This is a genomic window from Enterococcus sp. DIV0174 (assembly GCF_050529065.1).
Classification (GTDB): domain Bacteria; phylum Bacillota; class Bacilli; order Lactobacillales; family Enterococcaceae; genus Enterococcus_B; species Enterococcus_B thailandicus.
Genome location: NZ_CP172881.1, coordinates 1,479,383 through 1,500,259, shown reverse-complemented (window position 1 = coordinate 1,500,259; position 20,877 = coordinate 1,479,383). Strand labels below are relative to the sequence as shown.

Sequence of the window (20,877 nt, the reverse complement as noted above, 5' to 3'; positions counted from 1 at the left end):
ATGACTGTCGAAAAATTAATTGCAAAAGACTTATTAGAAATTGAAGCAGTATTTTTGAACCCAACACAACCATTTACTTGGGCAAGTGGATTGAAAAGCCCAATTTATTGTGATAATCGTATCACGATGAGTTATCCTAAGGTTCGTCGGGAAATAGCAAATGGTTTAGCCAAAAAGATTAAAGAAGAGTTTCCAGAAGTCGAAGTAATTGCTGGAACAGCCACAGCAGGTATCCCTCATGCTGCTTGGGTTGCAGATATCCTTGATTTACCAATGGTTTATATTCGCAGCAAAGCGAAAGATCATGGAAAAGGAAATCAAATTGAAGGTCGGATTTTTGAAGGTCAAAAAATGGTTGTCATTGAAGATTTGATCTCAACTGGTGGCAGTGTGTTAGAAGCTTGTGAAGCAGCAACACGTGAAGGTGCTGATGTGCAAGGTGTAGCAGCAATCTTTACTTATGAGCTACCCAAAGGATTAACTAATTTTGCTCAGGCGAAAATGCCTTTGGTCACGTTGACTAACTATTCAACATTAATTGAAACAGCACGTGAAGCAAACTACATCAATGAAGAAGAATTAAATTTACTGAAAAGTTGGAAAAAAGATCCAGAAAACTGGAATGTATAACAAAAAGACGATAACAACTATTTTCATAGTGTTGTCGTCTTTTATAGTATCATTAGTATTTTGCTAAGTTTGACGGTAACTGAAATCGTTCAATAATGGGCTTGATTTCATACAACGATTCAATTGAAGCTTCACGAGAAGACAAATAATGATTCAAGACACCCACGATTCCATTTGCAATAAAAATCGCTTCCGTTGTTTGTGCTTGATCGTTTGTTGCTGTAAAAGTCAAGATATGTTGTTTTAGGTAATCTGTAAATAGACCATGCTTATCAGAAGCAATCAACATTCGATACGTTTCCTGGTTCTCTACGATGAATTGAAAAGTTTTTATTAGTAGATTGTCTGTTTCCGCTGTTTCTGTTTGACAATAAGTAACTAGTTCTTGAATTGATTGTTGGATCATTTTTTCTAAAAGATCATATTTATCTAAGTAATTTAAGTAAAATGTCCCGCGATTGATATCTGCTAGTTCACAAATCTCGCTGACTTTTACTCGTTCGATGTCTTGCTTTTTTAGCAATTGGAAAAAAGCTGTTTGAATAGCTGTTTGTGTTTTACGCACTCGTCGATCCATGTGATTCTCCTGTCATGTTAAGTGATTTGTTCGTTAATCAACAGATTGTCATTTTTGATGATTGATTGCTGACTTTGGTCTGTTTATTATACTGGATGTTCGTTGAATTATAAACAGGTGTTCATAAAAGGAGAAAAAATGAAACTATTAATTTATGGTGCAGGTATTCAAGGAAGCTATCTTGCACATATTCTTGCGAAAAATAAAGAGAATGAAGTAACGATACTTGCCAGAGGAAAGACGAAGGAGCATTTAGAAACAAATGGGCTTGAATTAAAACATGTTATTCAGAAGAAAAGAACAGTGGATATAATCAAAATAATTTCAAAGCTAGACCCAACAGATAAGTATGATTTGATTTTTGTCACAATGAAATACAATGATTTTGATTCTGTGATTGAACCGATTGCTAGGAATCACAGTCAGCGAGTGATTTTTGTTGGCAATCAAATGAATCCAGAATTATTAAAAGAAAAAATCGTTCAAAAAAATCCAGCTAAGCAAGTCTTTTTTGGTTTTCAAAATACTGGTGGAACAAGGGAAAGTAACTTAATCACAATTTTACGTTTCAACGGAGGTAAAATGAAAATCAACCTTGACTCCAATGATTTTGAAATGACTCAGCTTTTGAATCAAGTCTTTGCTCGAACAAATTATCAATGGCAATCAGATCCAACTTTACCTGACTGGCTGAAAAGCCATGCCGCATTGATTATGGTGCTGAATAGCTTAGATCTTATTTATCGAAAAAAAATGAAAAATAAACAAGAATTAACTCGCTTATTTTCCATAACGGCTTCAGCATTTAAAGAAGCGTTTACTGTCTTAGAAGAAAACGGATATCCGATTGTGCCGAAGATTCAGAAAAATTTATTGCAAAATGAATTTTTGACGAAAATTGGTTTGAGACTAATGTATGCTACACCATTGATGGCATCAGCTCAGGGAAGTTATACAGAAATCGAGTTGATTATTTGTTCCTTTGAACGGCTTAAAAAAGAAACGGGAACAAAAACACCGAATCTTGATCAATTAATTAAAATCACTGCTCAAGTGAACGAGCGAAAGAGTGTTATCAAAAAGTTTTGATATATTTATTCCGAAAAGTGGAAACGACTCAATAAAAAAGAAAAAAATTAATAAAAAATTGCAACTAATTCTTTAACTCGGCTAACTCATTGAAAAATTATTCGTGCAAGTATTTTTTGTGGAATTTGTGCTAAATAAAAATTAAAAAGCAGCAAATCTAGTTCTTTGTAATTGCATGATGCGAAGAGTAAATGCTATGATTGTTGGAAAAGTATGGAGGAGAGATGGCAATATGGGCTTAAATGAATACCTTTTAGGATTAAATAATTTAGAAAAAATTATTCGTGCGCCTGGCTTCTTCAAGCACACAGAACACACGGTGGCGGCACATTCGTTTCGAGTAGCATCAATTGCACAAGTTTTAGGCGATATTGAAGAAGCTAATGGACAGACGATTGATTGGAAACTGTTATATGAAAAATCTTTGAATCATGATTATACAGAACGCTTTATTGGTGACATCAAAACACCTGTGAAATATGCAAATAAAGAACTACGAGGGATGTTACAAACAGTTGAAGAAAAAATGACTGATGAATTTATTAATCAAGAAATCCCAGAAGAATTTCAAGAAATTTATCGTCGTCGCCTATTTGAAGGAAAAGATGACACGATTGAAGGAGAATTGCTAGCAATCGCGGATAAAGTAGATTTGCTGTATGAATCATTTGATGAAATCAGCAAAAATAATCCTGAAAAAGTTTACCGAGAAATGTTTATTGAATCGATTTTAACAATTAAAGAATTCGATCATCGAGCAAGTGTAAATTATTTCTTTGATTTTATTTTTCCAGAACTATTGAACCAAGAATTTTTCGGAAAAGAAGAGTTTCTAGCAGATATTTCTGCCGCTTTACAAAGAAAGAAACGAACGAACTAACTTTTATGGAAAGACTCAGGAGGACGTAAGCGTTGAAAAAAAATATGGATGTTGAATGGGGCTACTCGGGAGAGCGAGGGCCAGAGCACTGGGCAAGTTTATGTGATTGGTTTGCAAAAGGAGCAGAATTTTCTTTGCAATCACCTATTCCACTTGTTACTTGCCAAGAAGTAAGTGATGTGAAAGAAACGATTTCTTTCCATTATCAATGTCAAAAATTCACAGATAAAGAATTTAAAAACACGATCCACTTAGTACCATTTGACCAAATCAGTTATGTCAAATATCAAGGTGAAGAATTTTATTTGACAGATATCCACTTCCATCTGCCTTCTGAGCATATTATCAATGGAAAACACGAAGACATTGAATTTCATTTTGTCCATACGAATCAGCGTCAAGAAAACTTGGTTGTTGGAGTTATGTATGAGTTGCGACATGAGGATGGCTGGTTTTATGATCGGAATCACGAAGAACGCTGGGACTTAGCAGCGCATGAACATTGGATGAATCCAATCGTATTTTTCCCTGAAAAGAAGAGCCACTATCATTATGTTGGCTCATTAACGACACCCCCAACTGCAGGCCCTATTCAGTGGTTTGTTATGGATCAAGTTGGGCAGTTAAATCAAGACTTCCTGACTCCATTTAAAGGACAGTATGCGCAGCCTAATAATCGTCCGCTACAAGCACTTAATGATCGGAAAATTGACTATTTTGAGGAGTCAAATACATGAATATCCAACAAATGAAGTATGTGATTGCTGTTGCGAATAATGGTAGCTTTCGAGAGGCTGCTAAGAAGTTATTCGTTTCGCAACCTAGCTTGTCTACCGGAATCAAAGAATTAGAAACTGAATTAGGAATCAGTTTATTTACTCGTACAAATCGAGGCGCGTATTTAACAGAAGCAGGACAAGATTTCTTGCAACGTGCAGAAAAAATTTTGGTTCAATTAGAATCACTTGAAAGTTATTATCAAACAAGTGAAACACGCGAAATGTTTTCTGTGGCTTCTCAACACTATGATTTTTTAGGGCCACTGATTGCCAAAATGATGGCAGAATTCAATCAAGAAATCAAACAATTCAGAATCATGGAAACGACTACTGCAAAAGTGATTGAAGAAGTGAGAGAACAGCATAGTGAAGTAGGCGTGCTATACATGAACGAAAAAAACCAAGCTGGAATCATGCGCTATTTACAGCAAGGTGAGCTAGTTGCCAGAACGATTCATACGTTCTCTACACATATTTTTTTGAGACAAGGACATCCACTAGCAAAACAGACGAAAATCCATAGAAAAGAATTGTTAGCTTACCCTCAAGTACGCTTTACTCAAGATGGCAATAATTTTCCTTATTTTTACGAAGATCTGATTGAGATACCTGCACAAGAATCAGTTGTTTATACCAGTGATCGTGGGACACTGATGAACTTAGTACTAGAAACAGATGCTTATGCTTCTGGATCTGGAATTGTTATTGGTGGTATCAAAGATCAAATCAAACTTATTCCATTAGCAGATAGTCAACCAAATCAACTCTGCGTCATTCATTCTGGTAAACGTACGTTGAGTGTAGAAGCACAGCGATTTATTCAAGGTTTAACGGATATACTAACAAGTGAATTAGCAAATAAAAAATAAGTTAGTTATCATTATAAAAAAAGTAACTTCAATTTCCGAAAGCGAGCGCCCAAAGTTAGATTGCTAGTCTAACCTTGGACGCTCGCTACATTTGAAGTTGCTTTTTTATTATGTCTTTAGCCCCAGTTACATTCTTAGATCGTGTGAATGTAACGGGTAGGTGGGTTGATAGTAAAAAATTCTATTAAAAATCTCTTTAGTCTCGTTAAAAGTCAGTTGTTTAGAGTATATAACAATGAAAGAGGTTGAACAGCTTAGTCCATACAAGGTGATGATGATTGAATCATGTTAAGTATTAACAGATAGAAACATAATTCTCCTGTTAAATTCCTATTTTTACAAATCATATAGCTTATAGAAATGGCTACTACTTCTTTCTATCATCAATTTTTTCTATAAATTTTTGTTGGATGAGCGAAATAAGATCTATCCACCTGTTCGAGTTGTTGATGGAATCCAGGTAGAAAAGTATTTGGTCAGTTGATTTTTTTTCAAAACTATCTGTGATTACGATATCAGCTTCGGAAAAATTATTTGTAAAGACAATATTGTTGGTGTTGAAAATTGTTTGGATACGTTTCTCAATAACGTATACGGCTGTAAAAACTTTGGACATTTGAATATATAATTTTAGGGTGGTACTTTTTTTAAAAGAAGAAACAGTGTAAAGCAATGCGGCAATATAATTTTCTAGTGATTTATCTTCAAAAAGTTCAGCGATTTCTTTTTTGATGCGATTCATATAATCATCAGTTTTATTAATACTTAAGTGTGGAACAGGAATCATCAATTCTAAGAAAAGAACGTACTTGTCACCAATCATAGAATAGAGAATATTGAAAATCGTTAAATAATACAAATAGATACCGTTTTCGTTAGCACTGATAGGTTCCAAGAAAACATTTGAAAATTTTGAATATATTTCATTTGCTAGTCGACAAGCAGGGTGATCAAATTCTTGGAATTTTCTTCCTAAATTAATTTTTGCTTCCGAGGAGATCAAATCGGACAGAAAAATTCTTGCGAAAAAGTTGAGATATAGCTTCTCTGAATCTGCTACATTTTCTGAAAGATTTTCAAACGGACTTTTATTAAATAGTTTGGTTACATCGTAGCTCTCTTGTAAAAGTTTCAGTAGGTCATAGAGCGAATCATCAGGGTCAATAACTAGAAAGTTATCATTTAAAAAGCGTTGTTGCACTATTTCGCTAAATAAATACAATGCATGATTTTTGGTTAAAGAAATTGCAGAATTACTATTATCAAAATTTACGATTGGCGTTGTGGAATCAAATGGCCACTCCATTCCTTGAAAATTATCTTGCAAGATTGTATATGAAAACATGCGAAGACAAATTTCGTTTCCTTTAAGAGAGTAGATTTGATTTGTACTGTTGACAGATAAATCAAATTGAGAAAGATAACCATTCAATTGTGAACAGAGTTTCAGTAAATATGCTTCCGAGATAAATAAATGATCGAGAATTTGTTGCTTTGAAATACTGTAATTTGTAAGCAATAAGACACAGAGCCTAAAAAGAGTAGAGTTATTGGAGAGTGCAAGTTTTAGCTGATAAAAATAAGTGATGATATTATCTGAAAACATTGGGTTTATCGAGATGATGCCTTGATTATTTGAAATAATAAGATCATTTTCATTTTTAGTATGCTCAACGAAGTAGTTGTTCAATTTAAGGATATCACCCTTGATCGTTAATTTTGGAATAGCTATTTCTTCTGATAGAAGCGTCAAGGTAGTACTTTTATTAGTAAGTATTATGTGTAAAATAATGAGTTCACGCTCAAAATGATTTGAAATAATCATAGTATGCCTCGTTTCTATTTTGATATTTCTATTTGATAAGAGAAGAACGATGCCTAAAGATATCTATCGTTTTTACGGTGAGATAGAAACCTATAAATAATGCTCTTTTATTGAATGTTGAACTGTGAAAAATGGTTGTTACAGGTAAATTGATACATTTTGTATCATTATCGTTATTAATTTAGCTTATTTATCAGACTGATTATACCGTGTATATTTTATAGAAAAACATTTCTTTAAGAACATCTTCAAAGTAAAAAGATGGCTTAACTTATATACTTGTTTTATTTAATGTTATCTCACAATACAATAGTACTTCTTTTCTTTAGGAATCGTCTAGTCAAAAAAGCATACTTTTTGATTGATTCAGCTTGTTTTCCAAGTATCATTTTTCCATAAAATGAGAAAAATATTTATTTGTAGTAGTTGCATATACAATTTTAGTCTACCGCTCTACTTGATTTGTATTGTCTCATTTGTCAGATAAGATGATAGAATTTTTATTGAACCTACTTGTTATTTGTTATGTGACATTTTTAAAATTGGAGGCTTAATTCTATTTACACGTTTCTTTTATTTGTAGACAAAGATCGATAAAAGAACGACTACTTAACCAAGCCAACCGTTATGTAACTGAAACAGTAAAGAAGGTTCTAAAGAAAAGAGGAAAGAGGCGATTTAGAATGATTAAAAAGTTGTTAGTAAGTACTTTGATTCTTGGAGGAGTAGTTGCTTTTGCACCAACAAATGTAAGTGCATGGACTAGTGGAGATATTGATCCTAGTGATACACCACAAGTTGTCGACGGTGTCGAAACTGGAGATGTAGCTGTAAATGGTTGGATCGGTGAATGGGATGAAACAGATCCAGGGTCACCAACTGATCCTGAAGATCCATCAGCTATTAATGTTACGATTCCTACAAAAGTTTTATACGCTAATAGCGTAGATGGCCAGGGTGCACCGACGGCTAGTATTATTTCACCAATCTATAAAATTGAAAATAATTCGACTACAACTAAGTTGAGTATTGCGGTGGCTAATTTTGCTTCAAAAAATGCAGTGGATGTTAAGCAAGATTTGTCAATAAAAGCTTCCAATGGTGCTGAAGTTGCATTACACAAAAAGACAGGTCAAATGTTGTCTAAGAAAACCTATTTAACTTCACTTGGAACAGATGCAGTTGATACATTTACATTCGTAGGTTCTGTTGATCCAAGTTATTTTCCAGCAAGTGGTGATGCTGCATTACGTCCTGAATATCAAATGGGTCTACATTTTACTGCTATCAAGTAAGCATACTGTTGTAAGAGTCCTTTATGAGGAAACGTAATTAAAGAGATAAAAGATTTTTTTCTCTCTTTTATTCATGATTAAGGAGCGTTACATATGGATAATATCAATAATCAAGAAGAACAAAAAAGGAAAAGAAAATTAATTGTCTTACTATTTTTAGTAATCCTCCTTTTAGCATCAGGTATGACAGCATACTTTCTGAAGGATCGTTTTTTTACGGAGCCCAGAGTAATTAGTGGGTTGCCTGAGTTAGAAACAGGTCTTGAAGTGATGAGCGATGAACAGATGTTGAAATTCATGCAGTCAGAAGTAGATAAAGACAAGATCAATATTAACTTGAAGCATGAGATTTCAGTCTCTAAAGAAACGAATGTTGCCCAACTTGCAGTGAAAAATAAGCCAACAAATGCGTACAGTATTCAAGTGGAGTACTTATTGAAAGAGGGGAATGAACAACTATATAAATCTGGTTTGATTCCCACAAATCGCCAACTATCTGAAGTAAAGCTGAAAAAAAGTCTGTCGGAAGGTAGTCATGAAGTAATGATTATCTATACGATTTTTGATGAGGAAAAACAGATTAATCAATCGACTATTGATGCCGTTCTGTATGTCAGCTAACGGAAGAGATTTCATAGTTAGGAATGGTGGTGAAGAACTGGGGAGATAGAAGATGAAAAATAAATCTAAAATAATTATTTGTTTCATGCTAGGCTCTGTTCTGTTCGGAAATTTTTCTCAAATCATCAATGCCGGCAGTTCAGCAGTATGGGCACAAGAAAAAAATAAAAGTCTAGAACCAATTCAAACTGAAGAAGAACCTGTACCAGTTAAATCAGGTGAGGACCAAATAGAGTCTGAAGAAACAACAGAGGCAATCCAAAGTCAAGAAAAAGTCAGCTTGAACGAAGAAAGTAATCAAGTAGAAAACGAAGATACTTCACACTCTGCTACATCTTCTGAAAGACAGTCAACTGAAAATGAAAATAATATGGAAGTTGACTCTACCAATGACTCTGCCAATAAGTATGCTGAATCAAAAGATGATAGGACAATTATTGCAGAAGCTGTCGAACAAGAGATTATTTTGGGGACACAGAAAGTGGAGCTTGATATCACCAAAATGTACAAAAATGTAACATTGGATGATGGATCGGCTATTGATGCTTCTGACGTAGAGGCATATATTGTCGCAGCTCCCAAGTTTGATTCAATGGAGGCATCAGAAAGCCATATTCAACTTTCACTGACACGAAAATCCAATAACCAATCAATTACATTATGGGTGCCAATCAAGATGAAATGGGCGAGTACCATCCAGCTTCGAGGGTTAAGTGATTATACCGCAGGTGCATATACCTTGCGTCAGAAAGATGGCTCTTACTATATCCGTTCGAATTATGGGGAAACCGATTTCTATCGTGGTACAGGCGTGGACAATAGTTATCTTAGTACACCTTATCACTCAATTACTTTGTTAAGAGGATTGGGCAACATCGATCAGTTGAGTAACATCTACTACAAAGAAACAAAAGGTACTAATACTGCCAGAGATGTGGTAGAAGATTTTGGAACAGATGGGCAACAATCTGTTCAACTAGGTGATGTCGTCAAAATCTGGCATAGAGAACAAAAACGAAATTTCTATACGAAAGATGAGAAAAAAATTGCGTACTCAACTAAGGACGAAGACAGCACGTATTTCGCAATCACTGCTGATGGTTTTGTTCCTTATCGCTTAAATCAATTAGAAGTCAAAGAGTCAACGATTTTAATGAGCACAACGAATGAAGAGCTGGATCAGAAGAAGGATGAACTGATTGATTTTCTCGGAATGACTGGAAATGGATTGAAAGTTTCTAAGATTACGCAATACCCAGACAGATCGAAGCCAGGAAAATCGACAGGGAAAGTTTTAGTCGAGGAAACCATTGGCGGAGTCAAGCTAAACTACGAATATGAAGTGACCTTTAATGTAACAGATGATCGACAAATCTGGGCAGATGTGGTTGAACAAACGATCGAGCTTGGAACATGGTCAGGTGAAATCCCCGCTGTTTCAAAAATGATTACTAACGTACGTTTAGAAGACGGAACAGCAATCAATGCTTCCGACTACACAGCGGAAGTCAACTCAGTTCCTAGCTTCGATAATATGACGGTCACAGACAAAATTGGTGTGAAAATCACCCGCAAGTCAAGTGGTGCGGTGACTTATTTACAAGTGCCAATCAAAATGTCGTGGGGAAATACCATTCAGCTTCGAGGGTATGATAATGGGACAAGTGGTGCATATACACTTCATAAAATAGGCAACTCTTATTATATTCGCTCTAACTTTGGAGAAAACAAAAATTATAGAAGTAACGGTATCCATGAGTATCATAAAGGAATGACTTATCAGTTAATCACGTTACTAAGAGGAACCGGAAGAATTGACCAATTAAGTAGCACATACTATAAAGGATTCAATGGTGAAATCACAACGAATGAAGTAGTCAGTAGCTTTGGAACGAACGCACAGCAGTATGTTCAACTGGGAGATGTCGTCCAAATATGGCATAAGGAACAATGGCGAAATTCTTACATTAAGAATGGTAGCAATACTCAATATTCAGACATGGATGAAGGAAGCGTTTATTTTGCAGTAACGGCTGATGGTTTTATCCCGTATCGTTTGAATCGGTTGGAAGCAAAAGAAACAACAATCACGACCAAAACCACCAATGCAGAGTTAGATAAACAAGCAGGTGATTTGATTGACTTTCTTGGGATGAGCGGGAATGGCTTGAAAGTGACCCAAATCACGCAATATCCAGATCGTTCACAAGCAGGAAAAACCACAGGGAAAGTCTTAGTGGAAGAAACAATCGAAGGTATCACTCATACTTATGAATATGAAGTGACCTTTAACGTACTAAGCGACTTAAATGTTTCTGCTAAACAAATTGCTGACATTTCTTTAGGGACAACGTTATCTGGCACAGCTAAAGATTATGTTGATGTGACTGCCAGTCCTGAATCAGCAGATCAATTAACATTTGAATGGGTTGGTGAACCAATTAGCGGGACAACTGTTGGTCAGCATCAAGCAACTGTTCGTGTCACAAGCCCAACTTATCAAGTTTCTGTAGATGTCAAAGTTGACTACACTGTACTCTATGAGAATAGCATTGTCATAGGAAGCGACCCGAATATTGGTCTTAGTTTGCTGGATGAGGGTGGCATGCCCAAATTGAGCGCAACACCAGGAACACCAAAAAGCAAATTAACACTACGCCCATTAGTCAATATTTATCGTGGTTCAATGACGGAACTAGTTTGTTCCTTACAAACAGATACTGTGTACCAAACGCCTGAAAATTTGTCAGATAACTGGAACCAGCAATTACAAGCAAGCGGTGCACAATACGGTGACGTGCTATCAGCTTCAGCTGCACATAGAGATAAACCAACTTTACAACTTAATGGGGCAGAAACATATATTAGCCGGGATGAAACCTTAGTAAAAGAAGCAGAAGGGTATACGGAAGCTTTCTATGAATTGACACCAAATGGTTATTCTTTATTACACGTCAATTGGTTGAAACCACAAGTGCAAGAAATTGAACAAGGGACGACAGAAGCAGAACTGGATCAACGAATCAATGAATTTCTTTCGACAGAAAACTATAATGAACTGTCAGTGAAAGAATTCGAAATGTATCCAGACACCTCTAAACTTGGTGGAAGTATGGCTGTAATCAGCGTTGTCGAAACGTTGAAGAGCGGGAAAACATTTGCATATAGCCACACGGTACCGTTTATCGTCAAAGCACCGAAGTTAACGCTGGCTGCAGATCTAACTGTTGAAAACCTGTCAAGAAGTGAGGAAGAAACCAATGTTGGTGATGAATTACTTTATGTTTATACGCTAACGAATAATAGCTCCGTTGCGTCACTTAAGTCAGGAAATCTTTCAATTGAGTTACCAGATGGATTGGAAGTCGTGACACGTAGTGAACAAAATGTGAGTATTGATGAGCTAGCACCTGGTAAAACTTTTACTTATCAAGTAAAAGTAAAAGTGACAGATGCTGTGTTGAATCAGAATCCAGTAGTTAAAGTAACAGGAAAAGCAACAAATGAAAGTTCAGTCGAGCAAGATATTCCAGAAGCTTCAATCGAGGTTCCGGGTGGCATCGTTACTCAGATCGATACATCTGAAATCAACCTAACAATACCAACAAAAATGAATTTTGGTTCAGACGAAGAAAAAATCATTTCACCTGTTTACAAAATGGAAAACAATTCAACTGTATCTGTCGAAGTCAAGATTGAACAGTTTGCTGCCGACGAGAATTTAAAAGGAAAAGAGTTAGCCCTGAATCTCATTTCGAATAATAAAAAAATTGTCCTTTATGAAAATGAGAAAGGATTACAAAAATCAGAATCGTTAGGAGTTCTAGGCTTTAACGAAATAAAGACAATAGACTTTGAGGGATCCGTTAAAGAGCAAACTGATCTATCAAAATCTTCATCCACTATGCATTTGAGATTTAAACCGACTCCGTAAATCATGTATAAGATGTTTAAAAAGTAAAGATATTGCAATGAAAACAGGTCTTAAAGGTAATAAGTAGATAGTCAGCTTCTTTTGTCTATTTTTATAAAAAACAAGCGAGAACATCTGCTACTAACATATAGCTATTTTTTAGGTTCATTGTGACGAAAACAAGCATCGTATGCATCTGTTTCTTCAAGATGCGATACTTGGTGTAGCAAGTTGTGCTTACAGACCATATGAACCTAGCACATAAGTAAAAAGGTGCCATCAATTTCCCAAATAGGAAATTTGAAGGCACCTTTTTTGTTTTGAAAAAATTGTTTTTTTCGCAATTATCATGAATCGGTTAAAGACATGACAATGATTGATTAACTCTTATTGTTTTTTCATTTGTAAAATTATTTCTTCAACAGGGGTCACGATAATCGTTTTCTGATTTTCATAAATAACGAATCCAGGTTTGGAGCCATTTGGTTTACGAATATGTTTTACTTGAACCAAATCTACAGGAACTTGCGCTGAATGACGATATTTTGAGAAGTAAGCAGCTAATTCTGCTGCTTGAGTAATCGTCTCATCAGATGGCTCGTTACTTTTGATAATCACGTGTGAACCTGGGATGTTTTTTGCATGGAGCCAGTAATCTGATTTTTTAGCAGTTTTCATTGTTAGTAAATCATTTTGTAAATTATTTTTTCCTACCAGAATTTGAGTACCGTCTTCAGCAAAGTAAACATCTGGTTGAGAAGGTTTCTTTTTCTTTTGTTTTTTAGCAGATTTCTTTTTAAAGTACCCTTGATCAGTTAATTCTTCTTTGATTGCTTCGATATCCATTGGACCTGCAATTTCAAGTTGAGCTAAGACAGAATCGAGATACTGAATTTCGTCTTTGGCTTCTTGGATTTGTTGGCCAATTAGTTTAACGGCATTCTTTAGCTTTTGATAACGGTGGAAATACTTCTGTGCGTTTTGGTTAGGTGTTAATGCAGGATCAAGCTTAATGGTCAGAGGTTGATCTGCTTCGTAGTAATTCGGTAACGTGACTTCTGTTGCGCCACGTGGGACTTGAGTCATAAAAGTGGTCAACAGTTCACCATTGCGACGAAAATCTTCAGCATTTTCAGAATCTTTTAGTGTTTGTTCTCGTTTTTTTAATTTATTTTGATTTCGTTTACGCTCGTTTTCCATTTTTCGAATCAATTCGCTACCTTGCTGTTTGGCACGGTCTTTCTCTGCTTTGTCATGATAAAAACCGTCAAGCAACGTGCTCAAGGTTGAGTAGTTTGTTATTTGATCAGCAGTTTTTGCAATTGATTGATAGGAAATGGGGGTAAAGAAGTCTTTATTTTTTGCTTCATAAAGCGTAGGGGAAAGTTTATCATTCAACTCATGGAAAAAGTTTTCCCAAACAGCCATTTTTTCATTAGGTTGTTCTGTCAAGCGACTTGTTAATTCTTGTGCTGTATCAAAACCAAGACCTTGGAAATTTTGCTGTAAAATTTTTGGTGTCAGTTCTAATTGGGAAAGACGTTGAAAGATTTTTTCTTTTTCTGCTGAAAATGGATTTAATTGTTCTTGTTTTGGTGGAGCAACATACGTAACACCAGGAATCAGCGATCGATAAGTATTTTGAGAGCTTCCGATGTGTTTGATTGCATCTAAGATTTTTCCGCTTTCCCGATTGACCAGTACAATTGTGCTATGACGACCCATCAGTTCAACAATCAAAACAATATTTTGTAAGTCGCCCAGCTCATCTCGTTTTGTAAAATGAAAATGAATGACACGGTCATTTTCAACTTGTTCGATTTTTTCTAACAAAGCACCATCCAGATGTTTTCTTAGCATCATTACAAAGTTAGGGGGGGTGTCAGGATTCTGATAATCAATTTGCGTAATCTGAATTCGCGCATAGCTAGGATGAGCGGATAATAACAAACGATGATTGGCTCCGCGCGAGCGAATAACTAAAATAATTTCATTTTCATAAGGTTGGTGAATTTTGGAAATTCGACCAGATAATAAGGTATCACGCAACTCACTAACCATTGCGTGGGTAAAAACACCGTCAAAGGACATAATGCTTCCTCTTTTCTTTTCGTAATTAGTTTCATTATAACGAAAAACAAGTATAAAAACCAATAGTGGCGTAATGTGCCAGTAAAGCGCTAGTCTATTTACGTACAAGTTTCTAGTGATTCATCAGTGAAAAGAATCTATATTTTGCATAAATAGTAAAAATTTCTGAGGGAGACGCAATTTTTTTCGTCAAAGTGCTAATTTATAGGTATAATAAAGAAAATGAACAAACAACATCGGAGGAAAAAGCGAGGTGTTTATTATTTGGGGAGAAATAAAAGAAAAAATCCAAGAAAGCTGGACGCAATTTGGTGACGCGTTTGCTGAAAATCCAATCAAATATTTTTGGCGTGCAGGTGGCTTACTTTTTTTATCACTGTTGTTAGCAGGCTCAATGATTTTTTTACCTGAAAAAATCAAAGCAGATCAAGTAGATAGTTTGGTGTATTCAACGATCACCTCTGATAAAGTCAAAGGGTTTGATTACAGTAATGCCAAGCAAACAATTGCTGATAGCAAAGCGATATCAGTCATGTTTTGCGTGCCAAAAGGTGAAACCTATGAACAAGTCTTGTCTATTTTTAATGATTCAAAGAAAATGGAAGAGTTGAATCGTCAAATTTATTTTTATCCTCTCGTTTATGACGTTGCTGAGGAAGAAAAAGAGTACGGGATCAACAGGGAACAAATCACATTTATTTTTTTTGATGGCGGTAAGGAGACGAACCGAGTCGTTATCGGTAAGGAAGGAATCACGGATGTTTCAAAAGAATTAGTACCGGAGTTGAATCGCCTTCCATTAGCAAATATTAAAAAACTTGAACTTGAAATGACAACAGACTCAACACAATAATTTGCACAATGCAAATATTTCTATTGACGAATAAAAAAAATTCGATTAGACTTAAATCAATTATTTGACGAAAGGGTGAACCACAATGAACTTATCAAACCAAACTTTACTAGGAAACAATAAAGCATGGCATAACTGGCGTAGATGAGTTGTATTGATGGCGAACTTTCCCATAGATACGACTTTTTAGAGAACAATCTAAAGTTTGTATCTATGCTAGACAAGAAATTTGACTACCGCATAGAGACTTCTATGCGGTTTTTTGTGCACTAAGGACAATACCGTAAAAGGAATTGTCCTTTTTTGTTGGGTTTGCTTAATATAAAACAATTTATTAAAACATTGTTATCGTTCATAGCAAAAATAACTAGTTATTAACAGGAGGAAAAAAATGAAAAATAAACGATTGATAGCGGTCGTAGCGCTACTGGGAATCTACTTGATTGGTAGTTTCGTTTACGAAAAAATGGCTGAGACGAAAAGTGCAGCTCCAGCAACAACGGAAGTAAAAGAAATCGGTGTTTTACAATATGTCAGTCATCCAGCATTAGATGAAATTTATCGCGGAATCAAGGATGGGTTGAAAGAAGAAGGATTGGTTGAAGGAAAAAATCTTAAAATAAACTTTCAAAATGGTCAAGCCGATCAAAGCAAATTAGCGACGATGAGCCAACAACTTGTTCAAGCAAATCCAGCGGCACTAATTGGAATCGCAACACCTGCAGCACAAGCATTAGCAAATACTACAAGTGAGATTCCAGTGGTGCTAGGCGCTGTAACAGATCCAGTTGGGGCAGGATTAGTTGAGTCCTTAGATAAGCCGGGAAAAAATGTGACCGGTGTTTCTGATCAGCCGCCTGTCAGTGCTCAAATCCAATTAGCTACAACCTTACTACCACAAGCCAAAAGAATCGGAATTCTTTATGCGTCATCGGAAGATAATTCTAAATATCAAGTTGCGCAAGCGGAAGCTGCTGCAAAAGAAGCTGGTTTGACAGTGACAAAATATGCAGTACCTTCAACAAATGAGATTGCACAAACAGTTCAAGTCATGAGTCAATCTGTTGATGTGATCTATATTCCTTTGGACAACACGATTGCCAATGCGATGCAAACAGTTATCAAGGAAGCAAACAAAGAACAAATTCCTGTTATTCCATCAGTTGATACAATGGTTGAACAAGGTGGTCTGGCAACAATTGGGATCAATCAATACCAATTAGGTGTTCAAAGTGGCAAAATGGCTGCAAAACTTGCACTAGGAAAAAATGAAGCAGCTACGACACCTGTTTATACCTTTGATAAAGGTGATATTATCATCAATCAAGAGCAAGCAGCTCGCTTAGGTGTCACGATTCCTGAAGAGGTAAAAGAAAAGGCTAAAAGTGTGACACAGGAGTCAACAAAATCAACTGAAAGTTCAAAGGAGGAAGACAAATGATCGTCTCATCTATTTCACAAGGAATGCTTTGGGCCATTTTGGGTTTGGGCATTTTTATGACTTATCGAATTCTTGATTTTCCTGATATGACAACAGAAGGGTCATTTCCGTTGGGTGCAGCCGTTTGTGTGACTGCGATTACGAATGGGGTAGCACCGATTTTTGCTACACTTTTAGGAGTAGGAGCAGGAATGGTAGCCGGCTTGGTAACTGGTTTGCTTTATACAAAAGGAAAGATTCCCGTTATCCTTGCTGGAATTCTAGTAATGTCTGGTTTGAATTCAGTGATTCTATATGTGATGAAAACACCTAACCTTTCTTTATTGAATCGGCCCATTTTACAAGATAGTTTCCAAAGACTTCAACTACCAAATTATTTTGATACAGTTTTGTTAGGTTTAATTGCGTTAGGTGTGATTATTTCTATTCTGTTGTTTTTCTTCAATACAGATTTAGGTCAAGGATACATTGCAACAGGGGATAATGAAACGATGGCACGTTCTTTGGGAATTAAAACAGATCGAATGAAAATTTTGGGGTTAACGTTATCAAATGGGGTGATAGCTCTTTCTGGTGCATTAATTGCTCAAAATGATGGTTATGCAGATGTAAATAAGGGAATTGGTGTAATCGTTATAGGTCTTGCTTCGATCATTATTGGCGAAGTGATTTTTCAAGAGTTAACATTGGCGGAACGGTTGATTGCTATTGTTGTTGGTAGTATTATTTATCAATTATTGATTTTGATCGTTATTAAATTAGGTTTTGATACAACTTACTTGAAACTATTCTCAGCAATCATTCTTGCGTTTTGTTTGATGATTCCGCAAGTGAAAAAAGCGCTGAATCTAAAAACGGGCTTTGAGAAGGAGGCAAAATAAATGACAGCAATCTTAACCATCCAAAATGGAAAAAAAGTTGTGAATAATGGACTGAATGAAAATAAAGTTTTACTTGAAGATATCAACCTCTCAATCAATGAAGGAGATTTTATTACTGTCTTAGGCGGAAATGGGGCAGGTAAAAGCACGCTATTCAATACAATTGCGGGGACACTGCAACTTTCTCAAGGCAGTATTTTGTTTAAAGATCGAGTGATTACGAAAGATTCCGAAGAAAAACGTGCAGCGTTTCTGGCACGTGTGTTTCAAGATCCTAAAATGGGAACAGCGCCGCGAATGACTGTTGCTGAAAATTTATTGTTAGCACAAAAACGTGGACAAAAGCGTCCTTTACACCTGAGAAATTTAAAAAAACAAAAAGAATTTTTCTACCAACTGTGTCAAGAAGTCGGAAATGGATTGGAAACACATTTAGATACGCCAGCAGGTGAACTTTCTGGCGGACAGCGCCAAGCGTTAAGTTTATTGATGGCAACGATTCGAGTACCAGAACTATTGCTGTTAGACGAACACACAGCGGCTTTAGATCCTAAAACAGCGAAATCATTAATGGAACTAACCAACCGCCGAATCACGGAACAAAAATTAACTTGTTTGATGATTACTCATCGAATGGAAGATGCATTAAATTATGGAAACCGATTGATTGTTTTACAAAAGGGACGAATTGTTCAAGATTTGAATGCACAAGAAAAACAAAACTTATCAATGAGTGATTTATTACAATTTTTTGAGGAAGTTCTTGATTAAAAAAGGTAAAAAAATGAGTAGTATTGAGAACCAAGCAAGAGTGTTGCGAATGTCTTCGCCAATGTTTGCGCAACATTGAGTCGTGTCTCCAACTTGTGGACGTTTTCTTCTGGTTGAATCGGATACAATCAAAAGAAAGAGGTAAGGACTTCTATCTATCCTTACCTCTTTTTAGCTGGCGAAGTAGAATGAAAAAGGAATTGACAAGCTCCTTTCATTCGTCCTATACTTAGTACAATCTAAGACAGTTTAGGCGTTTCGTGAGGTTATACTTTGAGTGAAAATTAAATAAGTTTCATGAGATGCTTTACGTTTTGTGAATAGTTCAAGACATCTTGCCACGTAGTCGTTTACTGTACTTTTTGTTTAGTACGAAAACACTAGGTGGTTTTTTTATATTTCATGACAAGATAAATAAACAAAATAGTATTACTTTGGACAATCAAGGAGGACAAAGCGTGATTTCTGGGAAAACAAAACTTGCAGGTTTTTTTGCAAATCCAGCGGAACATAGTTTATCACCACGGATGCATAATCGTGGGTTTCAAGCTTGTGGTGTTGATGCGGTATATTTAGCTTTTGAAGTAGATCAAACAAATCTGGCACGAGCAATTGAAAGTATTCGCACATTGGATATGTTAGGTGTGAATTTGTCAATGCCTAACAAAACGACGGCTATCGCTTATGTCGATGAACTAAGTCAAGAAGCACAGTTGATTGGTGCAATCAACACGATCGTGAATCAAAATGGGAAACTGATCGGCTATAATACAGATGGTATTGGTTTTGTGAAAGCAATGGCAGAAACCGCAAAAATTAAGATAAAAGACAAAAAAATAACTATTCTCGGTGCTGGTGGTGCGGCTAAAGCAATCACTGTCCAGGCTGCGCTTGAAGGTGCTAGAGAAGTTGTTTTATATAAAAGAAAAAATGAACGATTTTTAACGGTGAAACGTGACTTTGAAAAAATTGGAGAACAGACTGATTCAATCGTACGAGTGGTTGATTATGCAGATGAGGAACAACTCGTACGTGACTTGCAGACGAGTGAGCTATTAGTGAATGCAACAGATATTGGCATGGGTACAAAAGAAGGACAATCGCCGTTAGCAAAAGCTACCTTTTTACATGAAAACTTATTTGTGATTGATTTAATTTATTCACCAAGAAAAACACAATTACTAAAAGAGGCAGAAAAAATAGGTGCGCCTGCCTTTAATGGTTTAGGTATGCTATTATATCAAGGTGCAACGGCTTTTCATTTATGGACGAATCACGAAATGCCACTTGATATCATGAAAGATTTATTTGAATAAAGGGGAAAAAGAAATGATTATTATTATGAAACAAAATGCAACAGATGAACAAATTTCACAAGTCGTGAATCGTGTAAAAGAAGAAGGCTTAGCTGTTCAAATGAATCGTGGAAATGAGCAACAAATCGTTGGCTTAGTTGGTGATACTAGAAAAATTCAGGATGTTGCCTTTCAACGATACGACGGAGTAGAAGAAATTGTTCGTATTACAAATACGTACAAACTAACTTCGCGTGAGTTTCATCCACAAGATACAGTTGTGGATATTAACGGCGTCAAAATCGGTGATGGTTCGTTTGTCACAATGGCGGGCCCATGTTCCATTGAAGGCTTAGATCAAATTCGCGAAACAGCTCGAATGGCTAAAGCTGGTGGTGCGAAAATCTTGCGTGGTGGTGCATTCAAGCCAAGAACTTCACCTTATGCTTTCCAAGGGTTGGAAGAAGAAGGGTTGAAATACATTCGCCAAGCGGCAGACGAACTTAATATGCAGGTCATCACTGAAGTAATGGATGAAGCCCACATTGAAATGGTGGCACATTATAGTGATATTTTACAAATTGGCGCACGAAATATGCAAAATTTCCGTTTACTTGAAGCGGTTGGAAAAACAGGCATGCCAATTGGATTAAAACGAGGGATTGCTGGAACGATTAATGAATGGCTAAATGCTGCAGAATATATTGCTGTTCAAAATAATAATCAGATTATTTTTATTGAAAGAGGTATTCGAACGTATGAAACGGCAACTCGAAATACGTTTGATTTAAGTGCCGTTCCTTTGATTAAAAAGCTTAGTCATTTCCCAATCATTGTTGATCCAAGCCATGGGACTGGAGTTTGGGATTTGGTTCCGCCGATGGCTCGTGCTGGTGTTGCTGCAGGTGCCGATGGCATGATTGTTGAAATCCACCCCGATCCGGTTAATGCTTGGTCAGATGGCCCGCAGTCTTTGAATGAAAAAACGTATCTGAAGATGATGGAAGAAGTGCATATTTTAGAAAAAGCAATGAAAGAAATTCGTAAATTAAATAGCTAATGACAAA

Annotated in this window: 17 protein-coding genes; 14 read left to right on the top strand and 3 right to left on the bottom strand. The window is 36.1% G+C overall.

What is annotated here, in order from left to right; translation table 11 throughout:
- Window positions 1-630 carry an orotate phosphoribosyltransferase gene (gene pyrE, locus IGJ93_RS07115; RefSeq protein WP_071868956.1) on the top strand — a complete coding sequence of 210 codons (630 nt, stop codon included), beginning with the start codon at window positions 1-3 and terminating at the stop codon, window positions 628-630.
- 52 nt (window positions 631-682) lie between these two features.
- On the opposite strand, the gene IGJ93_RS07110 is transcribed toward pyrE, so the two are convergent.
- Window positions 683-1,207 (bottom strand): TetR family transcriptional regulator, encoded by a 525-nt coding sequence (locus tag IGJ93_RS07110; RefSeq protein ID WP_086270901.1) that lies wholly within the window; start codon window positions 1,205-1,207, stop codon window positions 683-685.
- A 138-nt stretch (window positions 1,208-1,345) separates the two neighbouring features.
- Between IGJ93_RS07110 and IGJ93_RS07105 the strand changes: the two genes are divergently transcribed.
- The 4 genes from IGJ93_RS07105 (at window position 1,346) to IGJ93_RS07090 (ending at window position 4,824) form a co-directional block, all read left to right on the top strand.
- Window positions 1,346-2,296, top strand: a complete 951-nt coding sequence (locus IGJ93_RS07105) for a ketopantoate reductase family protein (protein WP_270492636.1) — start codon at window positions 1,346-1,348, stop codon at window positions 2,294-2,296.
- Between the two features lie 232 nt (window positions 2,297-2,528).
- Entirely contained in the window at window positions 2,529-3,176 is a 648-nt protein-coding gene (locus tag IGJ93_RS07100) for a YfbR-like 5'-deoxynucleotidase (protein WP_067482237.1), read from the top strand.
- 32 nt (window positions 3,177-3,208) lie between these two features.
- Window positions 3,209-3,913 (top strand): carbonic anhydrase family protein, encoded by a 705-nt coding sequence (locus IGJ93_RS07095; protein ID WP_067482235.1) that lies wholly within the window; start codon window positions 3,209-3,211, stop codon window positions 3,911-3,913.
- Entirely contained in the window at window positions 3,910-4,824 is a 915-nt protein-coding gene (locus IGJ93_RS07090) for a LysR family transcriptional regulator (RefSeq protein WP_067482233.1), read from the top strand. Before IGJ93_RS07095 ends, IGJ93_RS07090 begins: the two co-directional genes overlap by 4 nt.
- A 367-nt stretch (window positions 4,825-5,191) precedes the next feature.
- Here the strand turns inward: IGJ93_RS07090 and IGJ93_RS07085 are convergent, their stop codons facing one another.
- Window positions 5,192-6,649 (bottom strand): helix-turn-helix domain-containing protein, encoded by a 1,458-nt coding sequence (locus IGJ93_RS07085; RefSeq protein WP_430596890.1) that lies wholly within the window; start codon window positions 6,647-6,649, stop codon window positions 5,192-5,194.
- Window positions 6,650-7,332: 683 nt separating this feature from the next.
- Between IGJ93_RS07085 and IGJ93_RS07080 the strand changes: the two genes are divergently transcribed.
- The 3 genes from IGJ93_RS07080 to IGJ93_RS07070 all read left to right on the top strand — a co-directional run bounded on the left by IGJ93_RS07080 (window position 7,333) and on the right by IGJ93_RS07070 (window position 12,499).
- Window positions 7,333-7,944 (top strand): hypothetical protein, encoded by a 612-nt coding sequence (locus IGJ93_RS07080; protein WP_270345411.1) that lies wholly within the window; start codon window positions 7,333-7,335, stop codon window positions 7,942-7,944.
- Window positions 7,945-8,037: 93 nt separating this feature from the next.
- Window positions 8,038-8,565 (top strand): hypothetical protein, encoded by a 528-nt coding sequence (locus tag IGJ93_RS07075; RefSeq protein ID WP_086270903.1) that lies wholly within the window; start codon window positions 8,038-8,040, stop codon window positions 8,563-8,565.
- Window positions 8,566-8,617: 52 nt separating this feature from the next.
- Window positions 8,618-12,499, top strand: coding sequence for a hypothetical protein (locus IGJ93_RS07070; RefSeq protein WP_430596889.1), 3,882 nt, complete (start codon window positions 8,618-8,620; stop codon window positions 12,497-12,499).
- A gap of 366 nt (window positions 12,500-12,865) precedes the next feature.
- Here IGJ93_RS07070 and efbA read toward each other — a convergent pair whose 3' ends face one another.
- Entirely contained in the window at window positions 12,866-14,569 is a 1,704-nt protein-coding gene (gene efbA, locus IGJ93_RS07065; RefSeq protein ID WP_075491477.1) for a fibronectin-binding protein EfbA, read from the bottom strand.
- 253 nt (window positions 14,570-14,822) lie between these two features.
- Between efbA and IGJ93_RS07060 the strand changes: the two genes are divergently transcribed.
- From IGJ93_RS07060 to aroF, 6 genes are all read left to right on the top strand, one after another.
- Entirely contained in the window at window positions 14,823-15,422 is a 600-nt protein-coding gene (locus tag IGJ93_RS07060) for a hypothetical protein (protein ID WP_086270905.1), read from the top strand.
- 391 nt (window positions 15,423-15,813) lie between these two features.
- The gene (gene trpX, locus IGJ93_RS07055; protein ID WP_270345413.1) at window positions 15,814-16,863 is read left to right on the top strand and encodes a tryptophan ABC transporter substrate-binding protein; all 1,050 of its coding nucleotides are present in this window, start codon (window positions 15,814-15,816) and stop codon (window positions 16,861-16,863) included.
- Complete coding sequence (locus tag IGJ93_RS07050; protein WP_067482217.1) at window positions 16,860-17,744, top strand: ABC transporter permease; 885 nt, start codon at window positions 16,860-16,862, stop codon at window positions 17,742-17,744. The genes trpX and IGJ93_RS07050 overlap by 4 nt, the downstream gene beginning before the upstream one ends.
- Window positions 17,745-18,515, top strand: a complete 771-nt coding sequence (locus tag IGJ93_RS07045) for an ABC transporter ATP-binding protein (protein WP_067482215.1) — start codon at window positions 17,745-17,747, stop codon at window positions 18,513-18,515. It begins immediately after the preceding gene.
- A gap of 458 nt (window positions 18,516-18,973) precedes the next feature.
- Entirely contained in the window at window positions 18,974-19,831 is an 858-nt protein-coding gene (locus tag IGJ93_RS07040; protein WP_067482213.1) for a shikimate dehydrogenase, read from the top strand.
- A gap of 13 nt (window positions 19,832-19,844) precedes the next feature.
- A complete protein-coding gene (gene aroF, locus IGJ93_RS07035; protein WP_067482211.1) occupies window positions 19,845-20,870 on the top strand; it encodes a 3-deoxy-7-phosphoheptulonate synthase in 1,026 nt (341 codons plus the stop codon).
- Window positions 20,871-20,877 lie beyond the last annotated feature (7 nt).